Consider the following 19,768-nt stretch of genomic DNA (forward strand, 5'->3'; position numbering starts at 1 on the left):
TACCGTCAATTCTACTTCACGGTCAATTGACTTTTCAGCCGTTCAATCGTCTTTTCCCCAAAACCTGAAATGTTCCGCAAGTCTTCAATTTGTTGAAAATCTCCGTGTTCCTCTCTATACGTAATAATAGCTTCGGCTTTAGCTGGTCCTATGCCGTTAATTGTTTGCAATTCGGCTGCATCGGCCTGATTGACATTTACACTCTCACTCTTTTCAACGTCCGTTGATGCGTCAGCTGATGCTGTTTGCGTCTCTCTTTCTGCTTCCCCCTGCTTTCGAACATAAATCATCATACTATCCTCTAATTTTGCTGCTTGGTTGATTTCAATCGAATCTGCTTTGCTAGTAAAGCCTCCTGCCCTTCGAATCGCTTCTTCTACCCGAGCAGCAGATTGAAACGTATAAACACCTGGCTTTCTTACAGCTCCTTTGACTTCTACAAAAATCGTCGATGGCTCTTTTTCTGTCTTTTCTTGTTTGTCTTCTAATGTGACTTGTATGTCTTTATTCCCCTTCAATACATTTGCTTCTCTGCTGCCCTCCCCTTTTCCATTGAAAAAGAAGAAACTGATGATCATCACAACCATGAGCCCAGCTGCAATATAAAGACTGTATTTTTTTAATGGAATGAGTCGTTTCACTTACTCACGCTTCTTTCAATCATATTTTTCTACTGCTCAACATACTGTTTAGAAGATAACAGATCCTATGCGTCTAAGGAGGGAGAACGTTTGAATATAGGGTTAATCGGTACAGGAAACATGGGTACCATACTTACTGAGGCATTTATTGAATCAAAGGCTGTCAATCCCTCATCGATCACCATTACAAACCGAACCATTGAAAAAGCGTTCAATATAAAAAAGAACCATCCAGAGCTTGAAGTAACGAAACAGCTTTCAGGGGCTGTCACGAATAAAGATTTCATTTTTGTTTGTGTCAAACCACTTGATATTTATCCACTTTTAAAGGAGCTGAGCCCTCTTTTAACGGAGCAGCAAACCATTGTCATCATTACAAGTCCGGTTCATCCTGAACAGCTTCAGGATATCGTTCCTTGTCAAACAGCCAGGCTGATTCCAAGCATTACAAACCGCGCATTATCAGGCGCATCACTTTTAACTTTTGGTTCATCATGCAATGCCGTGACGAAAACAGCGTTAAGGCAGTTAGCTTCGTGCATTTCAACACCAATCGAGATCCACCATTCGATTACAAGAGCGGCTTCCGATATTGTCAGCTGCGGACCTGCTTTTATCAGTTTTCTCGTTCAGAAAATGATTGAAGCGGCTGTAGAAGAAACGGATATTTCTAAAGAAGAAGCCACCACCTTATCAGAAGATATGCTTGTTGGACTTGGCCGTTTGATTGAAAAAAGAGTCTATACCCTTCCGACACTCCAAGACAAAGTATGTGTGAAAGGCGGCGTAACTGGTGAAGGCATTAAAGCACTTGAAGCAGGTGTGCAAGATATGTTTCACCGTCTCTTTCAAAACACTCATGAAAAATTCGATGAAGACCTTGAAGCAGTTGCGCATCAATATCCACCAAGTGTGTTCACTGATGATCGCAGAAATTAATCACCTTTGCAACAAGCGAAAAAAGGGTTTTAAAAAACCATCGTTCTATTAAACGATGGTTTTTGGTTTCTTAGCTGAGATAAAATATCTTTCGGTGAATTCACCGGGAGCTTCATTTGTAAAATCAGCGGTCACTTCTATTTGTTCAAAACCAGCGGACTCAAGGAACGCTGCATATGTTTCAAATGGAAATGTGCGCTGTTCATGCGTCTCATCATAACGCTGATACATGTCTCCGTCTTTTACAAAAAAGCTTAAATCATGAATGACCGAATACATGTCATCCCCTTTATCGCTCTGCCAAATATAGCTAATCTCTTCATCTTGATCTGCAAAAGTCGATCCCGGGAATACCTCTTCCATTTTATAAGGCGTATGAACATCAAAAAGTAAAACCCCATCTTCCTCTAAAAGCTGAAACATGTTTTTAAAGGTTTTTTTGACGTCATTTTCGTTTTTTAAGTAATTCAAGGAATCACAGCAAATAACGGCTGCCTGGAAGGCTTGCTCAAAGCCCGTAACCTCTCTCATATCTTGATGTAGAAATTGAATCGACTGCTTTTTCGCCTGGGCTTTTTGCTGCGCGAAGGCCAGCATTTCTTCACTGAGGTCAATTCCTGTGACCTTGTGGCCCTTTTCAGCTAACCGAAGAGAAATCTCTCCAGTTCCACAGCCTACATCGATGATGGCAGCATTCGGATTAATATACTGCTGGATCCACTGAACCCATTCATCATAAGGTGCATGTGTCATGAGCTCGTCATACACACTTGCAAACCCTTGATAAATCATGAGTTAATGCCAAGTGAAAGCGTTTCTCTCGGCGCATCTCCCCAAAGCTTTTCTAGATTGTAATATCCTCTTTCTTCTTTGTGGAACACATGGGCAATGACATCACCTAGGTCAATCAATACCCATCTTGCTTCATCAAAGCCTTCCATCTTCTTTACTTCAATTCCGCTTTCCTCTGCAAGATGTTTTACTTCTCTTGCAATGGCTTGCACTTGTTTATCAGAATTCCCGTGACAAATGAGAAAATAATCTGCAACAAGTGAGATTCCTTGCATATTAAGGGCAATAATATCCTCAGCCCGTTTATCATCGCATGCTCCTGCTGCGACGTTTAAAATTGATGATGAATCCATCCAAAATTCCTCCTTAGTTGTTCTTATGCACAAGCGAGTTGTAAGTAGCAAGCGTATCTGGAAAGACTGGCTGATTCTTTTTCATTAGAAAACTGATGGTGTTTTTTAATGATTGGATCAGTGCACGATCTAGATCATGTTCTGCTAACTCCCTTACTTCTTCGACCCCAGGGAAATGTCGTCCTGGTTCTATATAATCTGCGACATAAATGACTTTTTCAAGTAAAGTCATGTCTGGTCTGCCGGAAGTATGAAATTCAATGGCTGTTAACACATCTTGATCGTCAATTCCAGCTTCTTTTTTGACCAAATAGGCACCGACCGGAGCGTGCCAAAGCTCTGGCGAATATTCAAGCAATAAAGGGTTCATCTGTTCTTTTTGGATAATCCCCTTCATTTCTTCCTTTGGTCTAAATTTCGCATAATCATGAAAAATAGCGGCGATCTCTGCTTTTTTCACATCTGCACCGAACCGTTCCGCTAATGAAATGGCTGTTTCCATGACTCCGAGTGTATGTGTATATCTATGCTCTGTTAACTGCTCTTTGACACAATTCAATGCTTCTTCACGATTCATATAAATGATGCTCCTTTATATAACGCTCAACAGCTTTCGGAATCAAATAATCGACAGGTTTTCCCTGCTCTATTCGCTGCCTAATCAATGTCGACGATACATCAAAAGCTGGAACATCTGCAAATAAAAGAGGATATGCCGTACTTCCAACGTAACCCGGTCTTTTCATCCCAATAAAGGTGATCATTTGAAGCAAGTCATCGATCCGATGCCACTTTGGCAAATACTCGACCATGTCCGCTCCTATCATAAAAAAGAACTGATCTTCTGGATGACGCTTCTTTAGCAGATTCACTGTATCTACGGTATAAGACGGACCCTCTCGCTCCATTTCAATGAGCTCGAGCCGAAAATACGGATTTGACTGAATCGCCGCCTCCACCATGTTTATCCGGTGATGACTATCTGCTCGTTTCCGTCCTGTTTTATGAGGAGGCATATGGTTTGGGATAAACCAAATTTCATCAAGCCCTACTTGAATCCGCACCTCACTTGCCATCAGTAAATGTCCATTATGGGGAGGATCAAACGTACCGCCGAACAACCCTATTTTTTTCATATCGCATCCACCTTTACGGCAGCTTAATTTGTTTATTTTCCTTAGATTCTTTGTAAAGGACAATCACATTTCCGATCGTTTGAACGAGTTCTGCCTTTGCACCTTTTACAAGTGCTTTCGCAACTTCTGTTTTGTCCTCGTCACAATTTTGCAATATGCTGACCTTTAACAGTTCTCTTGCTTCAAGCGCCTCGGAAATTTGCTTGACCATATTGTTATTTACCCCGCCTTTTCCAACTTGAAAAATAGGTGATAAATGATGTGCTTGTGCACGTAAAAAACGTTTTTGCTTACCTTTTAACATGGTGTTCCTCCTAATTTCTCTATGACAATTGACTTCATTTTTCCGGCGTCAGGCGTCATTCCTGTCCACAGTTCAAAGGCTCTTACTGCTTGTCCAACAAACATGCCAACCCCATCCACTGTTTTCAAGCCTAAACCTGCTGCTTCACTTAGCAGTTTTGTTTCTATTGGATTATACACAATATCACAAACGACCGCTGTTTTTTTTGCGTTCGCTAAAGAAATCGGGGTTTCTTCAACATTTGGATACATGCCGATCGAGGTCGTATGGATGATGACATCATATTCCCCAAGCCGCTCTTCTGCTGTATTTAATGTGATTGCTTGAGATGTGATTTTCCCCTCTGCACTTTCAATTAAAGCTTCAGCTTTTTCAATGGTGCGGTTCGTAATATCAAAGCACTTCGGTGCATACTGAGCAATTGTCGTATAAATCGCTCTTGCCGCTCCGCCAGCACCAATCAAGAGAAATGACAGCTCTGATAACGGCTGATCCAGGGCTTCAAGCAACGAATGAAGAAAGCCTTCTCCATCTGTATTGTACCCAACGAGCTGATCCCCTTCGAGCCGCACCGTATTGACGGCACCAAGGCGTTCAGCTGTGACATCAATTTTGTCAAGATACTTCATGATTTCTACCTTGTGCGGAACAGTGACGTTAATGCCGTTGATTCCTAACGCTTTTATGCCGCTAATCGCATCTTTCAGGTCATCATTTTCTACTTGAAAGCCATGATAATGTCCATCAATTCCAGCATCCTTTAATGCTGCATTATGAATATCCGGAGACATTGAGTGGCCAACAGGGTTTCCGATTACTCCGTATAAAGGTTTCAAGGTCTCTCCCCCTTTGAACATTTAAATTAACGAACGTCTCATAAACACATGTACGCCTTTTGGCGCATAGACTTTGATTTGCTTGTCCGCATCATTTGCAGTGACCCAGCCTAAACCTGAAAAGACGATGTCCATTTTTGGCTGATCAATGGTAAAGGTATGCGTAACGAGCGGCGGGAAATCTTCCATTCCCTCTTTTGATGGCGGTGACAGCAGTTCTCCTGCATGTTTTTCATATAAATCATCTGCGTTCTCCAGCTTTGTACGGTGAATGTTCAGCTCATTTGGCATATAGCAGACAAATGATGTTCTGCCGCCTTTTACGTAATCAAATCGAGCCAGTCCGCCAAAATAAAGCGTTTGTGATTCATTTAATTGGAACGTTCTTGGTTTCAATTCTTTTTTCGGCGTTAAAATCTTCAAGTCATTTTTACTGACATAGTGCGCCATTTGATGGCGGTTGATGATGCCCGGCGTGTCAAATAATGCAGACCCGTCATCAAGCGGAATTTCGATCGCATCAAGTGTAGTACCTGGATATTGGGAGGTAGTAATGACATTCTCTTCTCCAGATACTTCTTTGATGATTCGATTGATAAATGTTGATTTCCCAACATTCGTACAGCCGACAACATAGACATTTCTTCCCTCGCGGTAATGATCAATCGCTTCCATCACCTCAGGTACGCCCTGGCCTCTGCTTGCACTAATTAAGAAAACATCGATAGGGTTTAATCCGTTTTCCTTTGCTTCCCGTTTCATCCAATGAATCAGACGATCTTTTTTCACGGATTTCGGTAAAATATCCACTTTGTTGCCGACAAGTAAAATCGGATTACCACCGACAATACGGCTCAGTCCATTGATCCAGCTTCCGTTAAAGTCAAAAATATCAACGACCTTCACAATGAGAGAATCTGTCTCTCCAATGCTGTGCAATATATTTAAAAAGTCGTCTTCTGTTAAAGAAACGTCTTGAATTTCATTGTAGTTCTTTAACCTAAAACAGCGCTGACAGATCACATCTTCTTTCAATAGAGATGCTGCCGGCGCATATCCTAATTGATCTTTATCTTCCGTCTGAATGGCTACACCGCAGCCAATACAAACAACCTTTTCCATTATTACTCTTCCTCCCACTGAATGTGGCCCTTACGCTTTAAGGCACCTAAAATTCTGCGTTCAATCTGCCTGTTAAACTTTGTGAAAAATCCGTCCGAGGCAGCAACAGGAACGACCAAAATCGTATGGAAGCCATGACGATTCCCGCCAAGAACATCTGTCATGAGCTGATCTCCAATGACAACCACATCTTCTTTTTTCAATTGCATATCAGCAACTGCCTTGTTAAAGGCTCTTCCCATAGGCTTTCTCGCTTTATAAATAAACGGGATATGAACCGGTTCAGAAAAAAGCTTGACCCTTTTTTCATTATTGTTCGATACAATCGTCACTTGTATCCCGTGATCTTTCATTTCTTGAAACCATTCAATTAACCGCGGTGTCGCACTTGGACGGTCCCATTCTACTAGTGTGTTATCTAGATCGGTAATAATTCCTTTTACATTTCGTTCTTTTAATTTTTGCGGTGAAATGTGGAAAATACTTTTCACAAATTCATCCGGTAAGAAATACTTCTTTAGCACAATTTGCACCCTTTCTTCCATTGGTTTTCAGCGATTGTGTCGAATCAAATCACAATTTGTCTGTCTATCGAATACAATGAAAAAGTTTTCGACATATGATGAGGACCTTCAACAGGTGTGGATAATTTTACACACATTATCCACCTATATTTCATCACGCTTTCATTCAATTATAAACACTCTACCCACAAGTTATCCACTTACCCATGTGGATAACAGAACGATTGTTCTTGTTTCCCATTCATGGTAGATTAAAGGTACTTCAAAGACAGTCGATCAACCTATGATGATATGTCTTTTCCTCAAATTTTATGCCAACTTTTTCAGGGGAGGTGTTTTTCCCATCATATGGGTTTCTAGTATGAAAAAGCTGTCAGATGATTTACTTATAGAATCGTATTATAAAGCAAATGAAATGAACTTAAATCGCGACTTCATTGAATTAATTGAGACAGAAATGAAAAGACGTTCGCTCGGGCATATGCTCTCTGTTTCCTCTTAATTCCATATCACAGGAACCATGCCTCCCGAGCACTCTCCTTTTTTAAACTCAGGTGACTGATATTATATCACTTGCGCTATAGGCTTACTACTATTTTCCGTAAAAAACACCCCTTCTGATAAAAGAAGAGGTGTCTTAATGACAAGGCTGTTCATTCCAAAACCATAGCCCTCCGCCTACGACTAAAATGACCACAAGGAACACAACAAGAAAAGCGTAACCGATTCCTGCTCCTTGTGCTGGATAAGGCGAACACGCAGGGTAAGGATAAGGACATCCCCACATATCAGTTACCTCCTTCTAGGAAGATATACTGTTAGACTATGCTGGATGGATGGTCTTGTTTAGGCAGATGGCCATCATTTAAAAATGTTTGATGACATCACGCTCTTTGATTTCGTTATAAATAATTCTGGCCCCTTTTGGTGTCATATGATTGCCAGAAGGGTCGATCAAGCCTGACTGAATCAGGGCATGATCACTATCTTCACCAGCTTCTCGGATGAAAGCTTTCCAGTTGTCGACAAGCGGCACCTGCTCATCCTTCGCTACTTCTCTCGTGATGTCATTATAAGAGTTTTGCCAAGCTCTTGCCCCGCCTCTCCCGGCAAAATAAGATGACTTATATCTAGAATAATAATACAAGCCCTTTTTCCCGCCTTCTACAACAGGGACACAGGTCATGAGAATCGGGGTAATGCCTTCTTTTCTACTTTCAGAAATGAAGTAGGTTAAATTTTCTTTAAACCGTTTTTTCGTCACTCTGGGGTGTTTCCCGTCTAAAATCGCCGCATCATTCGTACCGAACATGATGAGGACGTAAGTTGGTTTCTGTTTTAAAATATCCTGCTCAAAGCGAAGTTTCGCGTCTTCAGTCGTCTGCCCGCCAATGCCTGCATTCTTCACTTGAATTTGGCCGCGCTCGACGTTTTTCATGAGATTCACCCATTTTTCAGATGTTGGATAATCTCGAAAGTCCCAGTTTGATCCTCTTGTATTGCTGTCACCAAATGCAATGACGCTTTCTTGTACTGGCTTTGAGCACCCAGCAGCAACACATAATAGGATAAAAAGGAAAACATATTTCTTCACAACATTCACCTCCAAAAGCCCTCTTCATATAGTAAACGACAAGACTTTTGGTTTCAATGAATGACTGTTTTTGACGAATGCTGCCTATTGCAGCTGAACAGGCATATATGCTTTGTCATGGTGCAGTAGTTCACTTATTTTTACAAATTCATAGCCCCTCTTCTTCAACTCAGGAATCACTTGTTTCAATGCTTCTACCGTTTGCTTGCGATTTCCCCCGCCATCATGTAGAAGGATGATATCGCCGCCTTGAATATGATCAATAATTCGGCTTGCAATTATACGTGCGCCCGGTCTTGACCAGTCCTTCGGATCTTGCGTAAATGACCACATGACCACATCGTACCCTTGCTTTGACAGAATGCGGAATGATTTCATTGTTAAACGTCCACCAGGAGGGCGAAATAATAAGGGACCGCCAGGCTGGAGTGAAGCGATATGAGCCGCTGATTCTTTTAATTCCTGCTTGATCTCCTTTGACGACAACAGGTCAAAATACGTATGATTCATCGTATGATTGCCGAGTTCATTCCCTTCGTCAACAATCCGTTCTGCGATCATCGGATTTGCATGGATTCGGCTCCCTATCACAAAAAAGCTCGCATTCACTTGATGCTTTTTCAGCACATCCAATATTTGATTTGTATACACTGGATGAGGTCCATCATCAAAGGTGATCGCAATCTTTTTCCGTTCCGCTCTCACATCCCAAAAGGCACGTCCCGTTTTTTCAAGATCGACTCGTTTTAATGTCCGTGCCTCTACTTTATTAGGAATAAAAGCACATAGCAGCCATATACACATCAAGATATGCAGCCCTCTCATTCGACCGCCTCCTCCACCGAGCATCATTACCGATAAATTGCCCGCTTTCTCATCAATTCATGCAAGCTTCATGGTGATATCCTCTTCTTTTTCAAATAAAAAAAGCCGGCCATATTGGCCCGCTCTTTGTTTCACGTTTGGTTTCTCTCTTCAACTGTCGAACGTTGCTTAGAATTCATACAGACACTCTCCTTCTTGGATTTGATTTTGAGCCCATAATAATTTCTGATAATACTGGTTGGACTTTTTGTATTGTTGAGAGGCTTCTAAGGCTGTCGCAATTTCTAGTGAGATATCCTCTATATAAGAGTATAGGCTAAGTTTTTCCAAATAATCAATGGTTTTTTGCAGTTGATCTTCATTGATTTCCTGAACATATAAAGCATCCAGATACTCAAACATATGACAGAACAGCTGGTCTTCATGCTTCTTTGCGGCCAATTTCCCAGCTTCTAATATGCGCAGGGCATCCGCCTGTTCATTCTGTCTAAAAAGCAGCTTCGCCAGCGTATAGAGCGTATGCGGAAGCGTTGGGAGCAGCTCTTTGCGGGCAAGATCAGCGGATTCCGTTAAATATCGTTCCGCTTCCTCTCTATAGCCAAGCTCGCCATAACATTTTCCTAAATTATAGAGCGCTGAACTGTATATGCGCGGGTGATCAATTTGAGATGCGAGCTGTTTTGCCTTTTTTAAATGAGGCAGTGCCCGGTCTTTTCGTTTTAAATCTTGATAATTTCCTGAGATGACAAAGAGACATTGAATGATGCGAATGGTATACGCATCATGCTGATCGTATATTTCCAGCGCCTTTAAAATATGGTGCATGGAGACATGAGTTTGTTTCATTATATAGTAGGCTTCTGCCACTTTAAAATGAAACTCTGCCTGCTCAATATCATCAAATACCATGGACAGCTGCTTTTCTGCGACTCGATAATATTTGACGGCTTCTAAATATTCTTTTTGACTAAATTCATGCATGCCACGAAAAAATGCATGGTAATAATGCAGCATATCAGATAACTCATGATTGGAGTTTTCGATTTTATCGACTAGATTAGATACTGAGAAAGGTTGATATTTTGAAGGGTGTATATAGTCAAGCATGATTTGGTGCCGAAAACACATGAGCTGATAATAAATCAGTAAATGCTGGTCCTCTTCCATCTGTTCAATTTCCGCTTCAACTTCCGCTTTCAAGATTTCCGCATCTGGAACACTGAACTGCCGTATCATTCGATACCATTCATTAATTTTCATACCTACATGTGAAGATAGAACCTTCCCCATGTTCCGAAATTACCCCTTCCTTTTCGGTCTAATATTACATATTTTAGCACGCTTCTTGACCGCCAAGCACCGCAAAGAAACCGCAAACATAAAAAAGAGACGAACAGAAGCACGATTTTTTTGAAAAAGATGATTTTTTCATCGTACAGACACAGACAATCCCTCCTTCACATACATTTGAGGATATAGGCAGCGGCCTAAACATGGTGGAGGTGAAAATCGTGGCAGGAGTATTTACAGCGATGGGATTGATGGTCAAAGAATTGGTGTTTTTAGTGTCCTATGTCAAAAACAATGCCTTTCCACAGCCCCTTTCGGGAGATGATGAAAAAAAATACTTAGCCCTCATGGCACAGGGCGATGAACACGCAAGAAACATGCTAATTGAACATAACCTTCGGCTCGTCGCCCATATTGTAAAGAAATTTGAAAATACCGGGGAAGACGCTGAAGACCTCATCTCCATCGGGACGATCGGACTCATTAAAGCCATCGAAAGCTATTCCTCTGGAAAAGGAACAAAGCTGGCAACGTATGCGGCGCGGTGTATTGAAAATGAAATTCTCATGCACTTACGCGCGCTCAAAAAAACGAAAAAGGACGTCTCCTTGCATGACCCCATCGGTCAGGATAAAGAAGGCAACGAAATTTCATTAATTGATGTCTTAAAATCCGAAAATGAAGATGTGATCGATACCATTCAGCTCAACATGGAGCTTGAAAAAGTAAAGGAGTATATCGACATTCTGGACGGCCGAGAAAAAGAAGTCATCGTCGGCCGGTTCGGCCTTGATTTAAAGAAAGAAAAAACGCAGCGGGAAATAGCCAAAGAGCTTGGCATATCGCGGAGCTATGTATCCCGTATTGAGAAACGGGCACTGATGAAGATGTTTCATGAGTTTTACCGGGCGGAGAAGGAGAAACGGAAGCGGGAGAAGGGGAAGTGAAAATAAATTTCCTTAACTTCTAACAAAAAACAGACCTCACTAGGTCTGTTTTTTATTTCGGCAATAAGCTACTGTCTCGCTGCATTTCATTTCATAATAGCTGCCGTCTTAGCCCTCAAGAACAAAATAGCAAGATTTTGGTCATGGTCATGAACTAAGACATGAAGGAAATCAATTCATCATGCCCCACTATTTAGAGAGCTACAGGAAATGATGACAAAGCGATTTGCATATAAGTATTGTATTCAGCATTTATGCTTAAAAAATTTAAATACGAAAAAATAAAATATAATGATTCATGTATTCTTGCAAATCAATTTTAAATGTTGTTATTTGATACCTGTCAGAAAGCTTAGTATAATCAATATAGGAACAAACATTCGGGGTTAGTAATTGTAGATAAACTACCGCTTACCCAAAAGAACAACTTGCTGCAAGAGACGCTATAAACGTAACAGTTTCCAAGCAAGGTTGATAGTATGATTGGTTCTAAACTGACACCAGTTCATGTACATTGTGTCGTTTAATTCAACAAGAATATCTTTAAGAGATAGCAGTAATTAAACAAACAATTTAACTTTGGAGTGATCATAATGAATAAGTTTTTTGAGTACAACTGGCAGGTTAGAGACGAATGGATTAGCTGGTGTCATCAACTAACAACAGAAGAGTTGCTACAAGACCGCATAGGTGGAGTAGGGAGTATTTTATACACTCTTTTTCACATTATGGATGTTGAATATAGTTGGATTCGTGGTATTCAGGGTAAAGAAGACGTGGTATTAAATTTTGATGATTACAAGACTCTGGCGAAAGTAAAAACGCTCTCAACTACTTTACGACATGAAATAGTTGAATTTTTAAAATCTCATTTAGATGAAAAACAAGATCGAATAGTAACAGTTCCTTGGGATGAAGATGAATATACTAAAAATGAAATATTACATCATATAATTGCCCACGAAATTCACCATATCGGTCAACTTTCTGTTTGGGCAAGAGAAAAAGAATTAACACCTGTATCTGCTAATTTTATCGGTAGAAAGTTAAAATCAGTACATGCTTATGAAAAGTAAGGTCAGCTAAAGATCCATTCATTTATCCCACTATGTTGTTTCCTTTTAAAAAATGCTCAAATAATCGCTGACCTTCCTCTTCAATTTGATCATCTTCAATTGGATATTCCCCAATGAATAAGCCTAAATGGTCGTATTCCTCATAACTCTTTAAGAGATTCAACCCGTAACTTTTCTGATCAAAAAACAATAACCATCCTCCTGTTTCTAAACTCTTAAAAAAGACGCCTTCATAATCATAACCTTTTTCATAATATCCTACATGTAAATGCATACTCTCATCTAAACTATGTATTCTTTCATTTGTACACACTTTCACCTTACTCCCCTAACTTTTCACATTATGCTGAAAATCAATATTCCTCAACTCGACCCATTCAACAAGATCAGATACCTTTTTTGCCGTCACAAAATGTTGAACGATTTCAAACGCCTGATTACGATCAACATAGCTGCATGATGGCACATATAATGGTGATCCTGCTATGAAATGCTCGATCGTTTCGATCTTTTTTACCTTTTGAAAGGGACTAAAAAATCTGGATATCTGATGATAAAGAATCCATACGGTTCAGTATAAAAGAAAACTAGACTTTCGCATTCCCAATCTTCCTCTATCTCAATGGAAGATTCCCCGTTACCTTGTTTCCAATACCCTTCACCCTCCTGAAAGAAGATCCTTTTCATGAATTCTTCTCCCGGATTTTCTACTGGAGCTCCTGTAGGTCCGTAGTATAAAAACATCGATATCGCTCCTTCATGCCTATTTAACCAATTGTTCTATTTCCCTCAAAATCATAAAAAGCTTGTGTTTGTTGGTTTAATTTTAGCATGTGATATAGCTTTGGGTTTAGCTTTTGAAAGGTTTGAGTGCTGACCCATTTTACTTCTTCAATATCCTGATCCGGATCTAGAATGTTCATCTCTCCCCCGATCATTTCCGCAAAGAACGTAATGATCAGCGCATGATGCTTTTTATCTTGAAAGAATGCTTCTCGAACCGAATGAAGTTCATTTACTTTGACAACATACCCTGTCTCTTCTTTCACTTCACGGATGACAGCCTGCTGCAGGTGTTCACCTTTTTCCACAGCACCGCCCGGAAGTTCCCAATATCCCTTTACATTCTTGACCGTTAATAGATTTTCTTCCTCATCATAAATAATAGCTGAAACCACGTCTACTCGTTTCAAATAAATCCCCCTTAACATTCTCCATTCACACCAATAGTCGAATAGATGGCATGAACTGTTCATTTTATACACTCTTATTGTACTGTATCCTTCATACCGATTGGAGGTCATTGCTTGTGGATGATCATCATGTTACTTATTGTCCTCATACGATTTACGGGGAATTTCGTTTCTCTTTTGAGACAAATCAAAGCACCAAACGAGAAAATCATCAAACTGTTAGAACATAAAAAAAATAAAACCTCACGCAACTAGCAGGAGGTTTTTTCCATAGGAGAAATCTTACCGTTTTTCATCAAACAACATATATCTAATTCGCCGAATATAATGGAGCGCAATATGACCGAGACATAAAATGAGCCCAATCATCGCAAGAATGTAGATGGGCAGCATCAAACCAGGTACATAGTTTATAACAAATCCCAAACTAAACACTGTCAGCATATATATGCTGATCAACCTCATCAACACCATTCGAAGCCCTCCCTTTCTACAATCACTTTAACATATTTTCCCTTCATCTTCATAATTGGCTTTAAAAAAGATGCGAATCCATTAAGACTCACATCTTTTTACGTATTCAATTCACCTTTTTCGCCCGTGCTTCCTTCCACTGCTCAAGCTCCGATACTGTTAGTAACTGATATCCTTGCTTCGTCAATTCATTGATGATCGTGACAGCCGCGTTTGCAGAGGTGTCATAGATGTCGTGCATTAAGACGATTTCTCCGCTAGACGCATGTGTAAGAATGTAGTTTGCGACGTATTGGCTGTTGCGATATTTCCAGTCTTCAGGATCAACGTCCCAAAGCGTGACTTTCATGTTGACAGCTTCGTTGATCTGTCCGTTTGTTCCACCATATGGCGGTCTAAAGTGAGTCGGTGTGAATCCGCTAGCTTTTTCAATAATTTGCTGCGTATCTTCTACTTGTTTGATGGCTTGTTTTAATGGCAATCTTGTGAGTAAAGGGTGGTTATAGGAATGATTTCCGATTTCATTTCCACCTTTTCTGATTTCACCTAGCATATCGGGATAATATTGAACCCTGCTTCCTAATACAAAAAATGTCGCATGCCCTTTGTTTTCTTTTAAAGCTGTTAAGATTTTTGAAGTCGTTGATGGATTTGGTCCATCATCAAATGTAAGGGCAATGGCTTTTTGATGTGGGTTAAATACTCGCTGTTTTGGCAGTTTTACGATCTTTCTTTTTGCGATCGGTTCTTTTTTCTCGTTTTTGTTCTTTTCTTTATTGATGTATTCTGGCTTTAACATTCCTTTAAGCAGTGTTTTCTTAATCGCCAGCACTTGAGGGCCCTTCTTGTCTGGTGCAATTTGCCCCGCTGGGAAGTAGAATTCAATAAAACGATCTTTGATGGCAAAATACTGATAATGCTCTGCCTCAGGAGATGTTCCTTGTTTAAGCAAATGCTTGTTTTCAGCAAGAGAGCGATCTTTTTTCAACTCCTCAAATGTCATTTGAGACAATTTTTGCAGATTTTGTTTCTTTGATAAAAATAGATCATCTATTGATAAAAAATGCTGTTTCTTGAAATCAAAATTGAATATCTTCGTTTCATGACTGCCTTTTACTCCGCCTTTTAATTCATATGTATTGAATTTGATCGCAGCAGTTTGTTTGGCATAGTGAGTAATCTCGTAATCTATGTTTAATTCGTATCGATGATCTTCATCGACATCATTTGCTTCACTAAATGATGTTTTGAATTTATCGAGCGCTGTTTCTGCAAATCTTTTCATCTCTTGATCTAGCTTTTTTTGATGAAACACAGGATAGTTCACAGCATATCTCAAGTATCTCCCGTCATTCACGAGGGTCACAATTTCAACTTCTTTATAGCTCGCATCTGGTGCTACCTTCTTCTTCTCTGTCCCGCTTGCCTGCTGATTATGATAAAACGCGGCGATTCCGATGATCATCGCAAGTCCGCATAGGACGAGACTGACTTTCCATTTAATTGACACAAAAATTCTCCTCTCGTGATGCCGTCATGCCTGAATGACGTGTGTTTGTAGGATAGACTTTGCATGCCCCCTTTTTAGTTTGCAAATCACAAAACCGTCACATTTTCGACACATTTTTAGAGAGGAATAAAAAAGGACTGATTTCTCAGTCCTTTGATTATTTTTGCATATATAGTTGAAATAATTTCGTTTCTTCATCAATGGAACGCGCTCGATCAAATGCCGCTCTCACTGTCTTTGTATTGTTCATGAGCTCGTACATCATGGTCAGCACAAAGATAAAAGCTGCATTCCCATCAATGTAATCGTCCGGCGCCGAATAAGATGTAGCTCCTGCCTCTAAAAAAGCATCTGCTAGATTTTTCTCTCCTAGTGTGCAGCCTGTAGATATGACATGAACTCCTTCTAAGGAAGCATACCGCTTGATTTCATCCGCTCCAAAAGCAGTATCCCTAGGCTCTTCATCTTCGTATACATCTTCCCCTAATTCAGGCATGATAAATGCTCCTTCTTCACCATGAAACGATAAAAGAAGGTAATCTATTTCTCCTCTATTTCTACCAGATAACACATGAATCAGGTCATTTGGTCTTCCGATCCAATGCATATCGACTTTCGCGCCGAAGTTTTCAAGTGCTGCACGCAGTGCAAAAGATTCCAGCTCACTATTGGGTCCTGCTGCTAACGTAATGCGCATGGCCTGTTGATTCACTTCTATCTCCTCCAGTCTTATGATAAAAATAAAACCATTTTTTCCTCATCTGCATATGTATCAGCCCATTTTAACGCTTTTTCTTCGACAGCGTACGACTCAAATCCAACGGAGCGATAGAGGCGCTTTGCTGAGTGATTAGTTGTCACCACTGATAAATACACTTGCTCGATGTCCTGCTGTTCTTGCGCAAAGGAAAGAGCTTTCGTCATTAAAGCATTGCCTACTCCCATTCCGCGGGCATCAGCTTTTACATACATCGCAGTCAAATTCGCTCGGTGCTTTAACTTCTGCAAGGTTTCTTGGATGAGCGTGACTGCTCCCACAAGCTGCCCTTGATGAAAAGCGCCAAAAGTCCACATAGATTGAGTCGAAGCAAAACGCGCTTTATATTTGTCCTTTGTATTGATTTGCTCTTCCTCATAGCTCATCGCAAAACCTTCTGGATTTAATCGCAGCGCTTCTAGTCTGAGTGCTGCATATTCTTCAGCATCATCTGGGGTTAATAATCGAGTATTCAGAAAATCGCCTCCAAAGAATGATGGATAATTCCAATTTTATCTTGAATGGAGATTTTGATCAAAGAATATTGGGCTCTCTGAATCGCTTCCCCACCTGTAAAACAAGGTATTTCCGATCATCTTTACGTGTTTTATTCTAGCAAAAACGATTCTTTTTTCACTTATCTTCTCACTTTTTTTATATTAATCTATAACTAATTCATGAAAAAAATGAAAAAAAAGGATTGCGATGAACTAAAAGATACCTTAAGATATAATAGTAATAAAAATACAAAAAAGGGAGGAATTTGATATGACGGAAACAAAAAACGAAATCAAACTACATGTTCTTTTTGGTGCTTTAGCAGTAGGATTCCTTATGCTAGCTCTTTTTTCCTTCTCGCTACAAATGCTGCCCGTTGCTGATCTAGCAAAAGAATTTGGTATTCCAGGCAGTGTTGCAGCTGTTGTTCTGAACGTGGTTGAAGCGGGCGGGGCTGTTACAACAATTGTCTCCATTTTAACTGCTGTTGGATCAGGTGGTCTTTCTCTCATTGCAGCGGCTGGTAAAGAGACAATTCGTCAGTACCTTAAAAACGAAATTAAGAAAAAAGGCCGTAAAGCTGTTATTGCTTGGTAATTCAATTTTATGACCCAATAGAAGGAGACTTTGTTCTCCTTCTATTTAAATTTTTATGCAGGTGAGAAGATGTTATATCCGTTATTATCACTACTTCTATCAATTAGAATGAAACAACAATATTCAAATCTAGCTCAGTTTATCATACGCAGGGTTCCATTTTTTAAATCGTTTTCATCTAAACAGTACATATTATTTTCTTGTATCCTAGATACTTTATTCGGCTGCCTGATTGTATTCGTTATTTCTTCTTATCTTTACTCCCCGGTCTATCAAATAGAATGGGATAGTGCTTTTGTGATATTTTTGTTCCTTTTCTCTATTGTCAAAGGAATTGAATCTTATAGAAGAACGCATATTCTTCCTTTTGAAGAGTTGATACAGCTTGCACCTGTTTCCTCGAGACGCCTTTTTCAAACGCTTTTATTTTCAGAGTTGGTTTGGCTTCTATTTACAAGCTTGAGTACTTATTTGATCTATTTCCTTTTTCAATATTTCATTGCTCAAACACATGACTGGATATTCTGGTTGAAGCATCTCAATGTTATATTGACAGGCTTCTTACTTTTTATCGTCAGTAATAAGATATTTGGTGCTTACATCTATAACATTGTCGTAAAAAAAATTGGGATTGTTCGTGTTCTTTTTTTCGCCAGCATCTCTTTACTCTTCTTCTTATTCGGAAGGGTTCTAATATCAAACATTATTTTCCCTTTTTATCACACTTTCCGACAACTTTTTCAATCAATTTCTTCGCTTGCAGAAGATGCGTTTTGGATGACACTTTCAAACAACTTGATGTCTTTATATCAGAATAATCTTCAACAAATCCATCATGCTTTATTTTCACAGGATTCGGTATTTCTACAATTTCTTGCGCTTTTTACTTCACCTGTCACATTTTTCGTCGTGATATTAGCTGCAACACTCGTTATGAAGCTCCCTGTTCGCTGGATTCCGACTGGAAAAGAGCATGATCAAAGCTCAAAACATTTTAGAGATTTATTTTATTGGTACTTTCAAGCCCTTGATAAAATTCAGAGCTCGCTGTTTCAAAAGAATATGCTGATTCAAAAAGATCTTAAGGTGCTAAAAGAAAAAAGGTGGCTGCTGTCTAAAGAGTTTTTTAATTATATGTTCATGTCATATGAAGCCTTCTTCTATGTCGGGGTTATGACCGCTTTGATCTCGATTATTGATCATCATACCTTGCAAGTTCAGCTATTATTCACATTAAATGTGATGATTTTAGCTAATCAAACATATGAAATGAGAATGCTGACCCCTTCTATATTTTCTTTAAGTGCTGAAAAAAAGAATATTTGGCTTTATGGACTTTCTCAAACATCTCTTATGCAGTTTTTCTTATCAAAAATCCAGTTATTTTATTGTTTATTTTCCATACCATCACTCTTTCTATTGTTCATTAATCTAACAATCATTAGTGTATATCAACTTTTTGATGTTCAGATGCTTATTCAATTGGTGGCATTGGGAGTTGGCTTTTTCATTTTTCCATTGATTCAGCTTTATTTGTTTCCATTCATAACGAAATTCAATTTTATTCACGAGCATGAAATAGGGACAACCAATGAAGAAATAGATGTTATCGATAAAGGACAGGCCTTTGCTAGGAATTTTCTCGTGTTGCCTTTCATGTACTATATGATTTTGACCTCTTTTCTACCTATTTTGCAGCATTCTACAAGTCTCGTTAGCGTTCTGTTTGCTTTGTATTTTGTGATTGTTTCCGTGATTTGCTGGGTATTATGCCGCAAGACCATCTATAAAGGGATTGAATATGTTGAAAAAAATAAAATATTTTTTATCGGAGAATAGACTGATTCTACGCCTCGGTTACCTCTACGCTGCTATCTTTATTGCAGCAGTGCTAATTGGAAGCCTTCTTCCTTATGATCAGATTCCTTATCTTAAAAAGGATGAAGAGATGTTTTTTCTATCTATTTTCTTAAACAATTTACAAGTTGGAATGGCGATATTAGGCATCGGAGCTTTTACAGGTGGGATCATGTCTGCAGGCATTCTTTTTTACAACGGCTACATTATTGGCAAACTCGTTCAGTATCTGATTGTCAATCACGAAGCGCAGCAGCTATTCACAGGACTCCTGCCTCATGCTTTTGTAGAAGTTCTTGGATTAATTCTGTTTTCAATCGTCAGCTCTTTTCCTTTTATTTATCTTTATCGATTTATAAAAGGAGAAGCAATTGAATTAAAAAAACTGATCCTAACTGTGCTTCAATTGATTTTTGCAGCAGCCGTTCTTTTATTCATAGCATCTCTTTTAGAGCAATACGTTAGCCATGTACATCTACCATAGAAGAAAGGGGAATGTGGTT

Annotated in this window: 26 protein-coding genes and 1 pseudogene; 7 read left to right on the top strand and 20 right to left on the bottom strand. The window is 39.5% G+C overall.

The genetic code is table 11. The features are described 5' to 3' along the window. Window positions 1-11: 11 nt before the first annotated feature. Window positions 12-641: a helix-hairpin-helix domain-containing protein gene (locus ACP69X_RS12565; protein WP_426052715.1), complete on the bottom strand. Its 630-nt coding sequence runs from the start codon at window positions 639-641 to the stop codon at window positions 12-14. 90 nt (window positions 642-731) lie between these two features. Here ACP69X_RS12565 and comER point away from each other — a divergent pair, with 90 nt between their 5' ends. Beyond that, window positions 732-1,580: a late competence protein ComER gene (comER, locus tag ACP69X_RS12570; RefSeq protein WP_058839051.1), complete on the top strand. Its 849-nt coding sequence runs from the start codon at window positions 732-734 to the stop codon at window positions 1,578-1,580. A 48-nt stretch (window positions 1,581-1,628) separates the two neighbouring features. Here the strand turns inward: comER and ACP69X_RS12575 are convergent, their stop codons facing one another. The 8 genes from ACP69X_RS12575 to ACP69X_RS12610 are packed head-to-tail and all read right to left on the bottom strand — an operon-like array spanning window position 1,629 to window position 6,647. Continuing rightward, on the bottom strand, window positions 1,629-2,372 hold the full coding sequence (locus ACP69X_RS12575; protein WP_426052716.1) for a class I SAM-dependent DNA methyltransferase: 744 nt from the start codon (window positions 2,370-2,372) through the stop codon (window positions 1,629-1,631). Continuing rightward, the gene (rsfS, locus tag ACP69X_RS12580; RefSeq protein ID WP_003217467.1) at window positions 2,369-2,725 is read right to left on the bottom strand and encodes a ribosome silencing factor; all 357 of its coding nucleotides are present in this window, start codon (window positions 2,723-2,725) and stop codon (window positions 2,369-2,371) included. Before rsfS ends, ACP69X_RS12575 begins: the two co-directional genes overlap by 4 nt. 13 nt (window positions 2,726-2,738) lie before the next feature. Then, window positions 2,739-3,302 carry a bis(5'-nucleosyl)-tetraphosphatase (symmetrical) YqeK gene (gene yqeK, locus ACP69X_RS12585; RefSeq protein WP_034280084.1) on the bottom strand — a complete coding sequence of 188 codons (564 nt, stop codon included), beginning with the start codon at window positions 3,300-3,302 and terminating at the stop codon, window positions 2,739-2,741. Then, window positions 3,292-3,861 (bottom strand): nicotinate-nucleotide adenylyltransferase, encoded by a 570-nt coding sequence (locus ACP69X_RS12590; protein WP_041086283.1) that lies wholly within the window; start codon window positions 3,859-3,861, stop codon window positions 3,292-3,294. Before ACP69X_RS12590 ends, yqeK begins: the two co-directional genes overlap by 11 nt. A 13-nt stretch (window positions 3,862-3,874) precedes the next feature. Further along, complete coding sequence (gene yhbY / locus ACP69X_RS12595) at window positions 3,875-4,165, bottom strand: ribosome assembly RNA-binding protein YhbY (RefSeq protein ID WP_034319423.1); 291 nt, start codon at window positions 4,163-4,165, stop codon at window positions 3,875-3,877. Further along, window positions 4,159-5,001 carry a shikimate dehydrogenase gene (gene aroE / locus ACP69X_RS12600; protein WP_041086287.1) on the bottom strand — a complete coding sequence of 281 codons (843 nt, stop codon included), beginning with the start codon at window positions 4,999-5,001 and terminating at the stop codon, window positions 4,159-4,161. Before aroE ends, yhbY begins: the two co-directional genes overlap by 7 nt. Before the next feature lie 21 nt (window positions 5,002-5,022). Further along, window positions 5,023-6,123: a ribosome biogenesis GTPase YqeH gene (gene yqeH / locus ACP69X_RS12605; protein WP_426052717.1), complete on the bottom strand. Its 1,101-nt coding sequence runs from the start codon at window positions 6,121-6,123 to the stop codon at window positions 5,023-5,025. A 2-nt stretch (window positions 6,124-6,125) separates the two neighbouring features. Beyond that, window positions 6,126-6,647, bottom strand: a complete 522-nt coding sequence (locus ACP69X_RS12610) for a YqeG family HAD IIIA-type phosphatase (RefSeq protein WP_008356191.1) — start codon at window positions 6,645-6,647, stop codon at window positions 6,126-6,128. A gap of 361 nt (window positions 6,648-7,008) precedes the next feature. Here ACP69X_RS12610 and ACP69X_RS12615 point away from each other — a divergent pair, with 361 nt between their 5' ends. Beyond that, window positions 7,009-7,149 (top strand): sporulation histidine kinase inhibitor Sda, encoded by a 141-nt coding sequence (locus tag ACP69X_RS12615; protein ID WP_003217327.1) that lies wholly within the window; start codon window positions 7,009-7,011, stop codon window positions 7,147-7,149. Between the two features lie 135 nt (window positions 7,150-7,284). On the opposite strand, the gene ACP69X_RS12620 is transcribed toward ACP69X_RS12615, so the two are convergent. The 4 genes from ACP69X_RS12620 to ACP69X_RS12635 all read right to left on the bottom strand — a co-directional run bounded on the left by ACP69X_RS12620 (window position 7,285) and on the right by ACP69X_RS12635 (window position 10,356). After that, window positions 7,285-7,434, bottom strand: a complete 150-nt coding sequence (locus ACP69X_RS12620; RefSeq protein WP_175297127.1) for a hypothetical protein — start codon at window positions 7,432-7,434, stop codon at window positions 7,285-7,287. A gap of 78 nt (window positions 7,435-7,512) precedes the next feature. Then, window positions 7,513-8,241, bottom strand: coding sequence for an SGNH/GDSL hydrolase family protein (locus ACP69X_RS12625; protein WP_024423053.1), 729 nt, complete (start codon window positions 8,239-8,241; stop codon window positions 7,513-7,515). A gap of 84 nt (window positions 8,242-8,325) precedes the next feature. Next, window positions 8,326-9,066, bottom strand: a complete 741-nt coding sequence (locus tag ACP69X_RS12630; protein WP_073979129.1) for a polysaccharide deacetylase family protein — start codon at window positions 9,064-9,066, stop codon at window positions 8,326-8,328. 168 nt (window positions 9,067-9,234) lie between these two features. Next, window positions 9,235-10,356 (bottom strand): tetratricopeptide repeat protein, encoded by a 1,122-nt coding sequence (locus ACP69X_RS12635; protein ID WP_041086294.1) that lies wholly within the window; start codon window positions 10,354-10,356, stop codon window positions 9,235-9,237. Between the two features lie 218 nt (window positions 10,357-10,574). On the opposite strand from ACP69X_RS12635, the gene sigK reads away from it, so the two are divergent. Together sigK and ACP69X_RS12645 are read left to right on the top strand one after the other, a co-directional pair. Then, a complete protein-coding gene (gene sigK, locus ACP69X_RS12640; RefSeq protein ID WP_034738387.1) occupies window positions 10,575-11,303 on the top strand; it encodes an RNA polymerase sporulation sigma factor SigK in 729 nt (242 codons plus the stop codon). 593 nt (window positions 11,304-11,896) lie between these two features. Next, window positions 11,897-12,379, top strand: coding sequence for a DinB family protein (locus tag ACP69X_RS12645; protein ID WP_075611668.1), 483 nt, complete (start codon window positions 11,897-11,899; stop codon window positions 12,377-12,379). A 22-nt stretch (window positions 12,380-12,401) separates the two neighbouring features. Here the strand turns inward: ACP69X_RS12645 and ACP69X_RS12650 are convergent, their stop codons facing one another. From ACP69X_RS12650 to ACP69X_RS12680, 7 genes and pseudogenes are all read right to left on the bottom strand, one after another. Next, window positions 12,402-12,698 carry a DUF3986 family protein gene (locus ACP69X_RS12650; RefSeq protein ID WP_258954588.1) on the bottom strand — a complete coding sequence of 99 codons (297 nt, stop codon included), beginning with the start codon at window positions 12,696-12,698 and terminating at the stop codon, window positions 12,402-12,404. Between the two features lie 9 nt (window positions 12,699-12,707). Beyond that, window positions 12,708-13,123: pseudogene (locus tag ACP69X_RS12655) on the bottom strand (hypothetical protein). Between the two features lie 23 nt (window positions 13,124-13,146). Then, entirely contained in the window at window positions 13,147-13,572 is a 426-nt protein-coding gene (locus ACP69X_RS12660; protein WP_024423061.1) for an NUDIX hydrolase, read from the bottom strand. Window positions 13,573-13,854: 282 nt separating this feature from the next. Further along, complete coding sequence (locus ACP69X_RS12665; protein ID WP_305960326.1) at window positions 13,855-14,046, bottom strand: hypothetical protein; 192 nt, start codon at window positions 14,044-14,046, stop codon at window positions 13,855-13,857. A 106-nt stretch (window positions 14,047-14,152) separates the two neighbouring features. Further along, entirely contained in the window at window positions 14,153-15,556 is a 1,404-nt protein-coding gene (locus tag ACP69X_RS12670) for a polysaccharide deacetylase family protein (RefSeq protein ID WP_411264281.1), read from the bottom strand. 157 nt (window positions 15,557-15,713) lie between these two features. Next, complete coding sequence (locus tag ACP69X_RS12675; RefSeq protein ID WP_041086306.1) at window positions 15,714-16,268, bottom strand: hypothetical protein; 555 nt, start codon at window positions 16,266-16,268, stop codon at window positions 15,714-15,716. A gap of 17 nt (window positions 16,269-16,285) precedes the next feature. After that, on the bottom strand, window positions 16,286-16,789 hold the full coding sequence (locus ACP69X_RS12680; protein WP_041086308.1) for a GNAT family N-acetyltransferase: 504 nt from the start codon (window positions 16,787-16,789) through the stop codon (window positions 16,286-16,288). Between the two features lie 292 nt (window positions 16,790-17,081). On the opposite strand from ACP69X_RS12680, the gene ACP69X_RS12685 reads away from it, so the two are divergent. From ACP69X_RS12685 to ACP69X_RS12695, 3 genes are all read left to right on the top strand, one after another. After that, a complete protein-coding gene (locus ACP69X_RS12685) occupies window positions 17,082-17,408 on the top strand; it encodes an uberolysin/carnocyclin family circular bacteriocin (RefSeq protein ID WP_024423066.1) in 327 nt (108 codons plus the stop codon). Between the two features lie 777 nt (window positions 17,409-18,185). After that, entirely contained in the window at window positions 18,186-19,247 is a 1,062-nt protein-coding gene (locus ACP69X_RS12690; RefSeq protein ID WP_241768908.1) for a hypothetical protein, read from the top strand. Next, window positions 19,210-19,749 carry a stage II sporulation protein M gene (locus ACP69X_RS12695; protein ID WP_241768909.1) on the top strand — a complete coding sequence of 180 codons (540 nt, stop codon included), beginning with the start codon at window positions 19,210-19,212 and terminating at the stop codon, window positions 19,747-19,749. The genes ACP69X_RS12690 and ACP69X_RS12695 overlap by 38 nt, the downstream gene beginning before the upstream one ends. The last annotated feature ends 19 nt before the right edge of the window (window positions 19,750-19,768 follow it).

This window comes from Bacillus sp. DC4300-2b2 (assembly GCF_049895685.1).
In the GTDB taxonomy this organism is placed as follows: domain Bacteria; phylum Bacillota; class Bacilli; order Bacillales; family Bacillaceae; genus Bacillus; species Bacillus safensis.